Genomic DNA, 1,792 nt, shown 5'->3' with positions numbered 1-1,792 from the left:
ATGGTGGTCAGGTAGAGGCCGTCCACGCCCTGGTCGGTGGTCCTGTTGTAGAGGCGTCCGGCCTTGTACTGGGCCAGAACCTCCAGGTAGGAGCGCGGCGTGGTGTATTTCGTCTCGTTGAAGCGGTACTTGAAGGAAAGCCCCACGCCGGCCTCCCAGAGGGAGAGCCTGTTGTCGTCGGGCGTCCAGACGCGGGCGTTGGCCACCAGATGCGGCGTGAGGGTGGCGTTGCGCGCCACCTTGAAGGTCCAGCCCTGGCGGACCTCGCCGCTGAAGAGAAAACGCGCGGGATTCTCCAGGTAGCGGTCGGCCTCCAGGTAAAGGTAGCTGAAGTTCCAGTTGGAGCGCTCGGGGTCCAGTCCGTAGCCGTCGGCCCAGGAGCCCATGGCGCGCAGGAGCCAGTTGTCTTCGGCGTTCTTGCCGATCTTGATGAGCCGCTCGGCCCCGAAGGAGACGTTCTGGCTCTTGAAGGGCTTGTAGCGCAGCCCCACCGCGCCCTGGGCCGAGTCCGGGTCGAAGGCCATGCTCTGGCGTTCCAGGGTCCAGTTGAGGCGGGCCACCACCTGGAAGAGACGGTCGTCGCGCAGGCCGATGACGGGCGGTGTCCAGGCCGCCTCCACGCCGCTCACGGAGGGCTGGTAGATGCCGCCCTGGCCGCCGGGCGCGTCGGACTGGCCCGCCCGGCTGGTGTAGTAGGTCAGGTAGGCCGTGAGGCTCAGGCTCTCGTCGAGCTTGGTGACCTCCTGGCGCAGGCGGTGGACGGTCTCGCGGGTGCGGCGGGCTTCGTCCTCGTCGCGGGCGGGGTAGAGGGGCTGGTTGTCGATGGCGGCCTTGAAATACTGCTTGGCCGCGTCGTTGCGGGCCAGGGCCATGGCGGCGTAGCCCGCGTCCTCCCAGAGGCGCAGACGCTCGGGCTCCAGGGCCAGGGCCTTGTCCCAGACGGTCAGGGCGTCCTTGCGCTTGCCCTGGGCCAGCAGACAGTAGCCCAGGTCCGCCAGATCCTGGGGGTCTTCGCGCAGGGCCAGGGCCTTGCGGTATTCCTCCACGGCCAGATCGTTGCGGCCCTGGCTCTGATAGGCCTTGGCCAGTTCGGAATAGCCCGAGGCCGTGGGCTCCAGGGCCAAAGAGGCCTGGAGGGCCGTCTCCGCCTCCCCGGGGCGCTTGAGCTCCATGAGGGTCTTGGAGAGTTCGGCGTAGAGGAGAAGCTGGTCGTCGCGGCTGAGTTCCACGGACTTGCCGGAGGGCGGCGGCGCGGGATCGGGGCCGGTCATGGCCCGGGCGACGCCCAGGGCCAGGACGACCGCCAGGGCCAGGACGACCGCCGGGGCCGCGAAGATGCGCGTCGCGTCGCGTCGGGAGTGAAGGGTCGGATTCATCTGGAGAGCCTCACCACCAAGCCTTCCGGCGTGGACTCCAGGGCGCGTCCGCCGGGTTTTTCCGTCAAGTCGAGCACAACGCGCAGCTTGCCGGGGTGTCTGGCCGCGCGCACGCGCTGGATGTTCCCTGCGGGCGGGGCCGCGCCGGGGTTCTCGATGGTCCACTCGCCCGGCAGGTCCACCACGAGCCGCCAGGGGGCGTCGAAAAGCGCCATGGCCGGGCGGACGTCCGCGGGCACGCCCTTGAGAAGTACGGCTACCCCGTCTGGAGAGGTCTGGAACACCACCCGGACCGGCCGGACGCCGTCTTGCGCGGCGGCCGTCTGTTCGCGGGCGGGAGCGGCCGCCGGGGCCGTCTGCGCTTGATGCCGGGAGGGATCGCGTTGCACGGGGCCGGGCGCGCGGGCCTGGGCCGG

Annotated in this window: 2 protein-coding genes; both read right to left on the bottom strand. The window is 70.2% G+C overall.

From position 1 onward, the window contains the following. A partial coding sequence (locus ACV4UX_RS19200; protein WP_491594881.1) for an NfrA family protein occupies nucleotides 1–1,376 on the bottom strand: 1,376 nt, incomplete at its 3' end. Then, nucleotides 1,373–1,792, bottom strand: a 420-nt coding sequence (locus tag ACV4UX_RS19195; protein WP_491594880.1) for an AMIN domain-containing protein, incomplete at its 5' end; no start/stop codon positions are given. The genes ACV4UX_RS19200 and ACV4UX_RS19195, both read right to left, overlap by 4 nt.

The sequence above is a fragment of the Fundidesulfovibrio sp. genome, assembly GCF_058402725.1.
The sequence above is the reverse complement of the archived record's forward strand: the minus strand, read 5'-3'. Positions and strand labels throughout refer to the sequence as shown.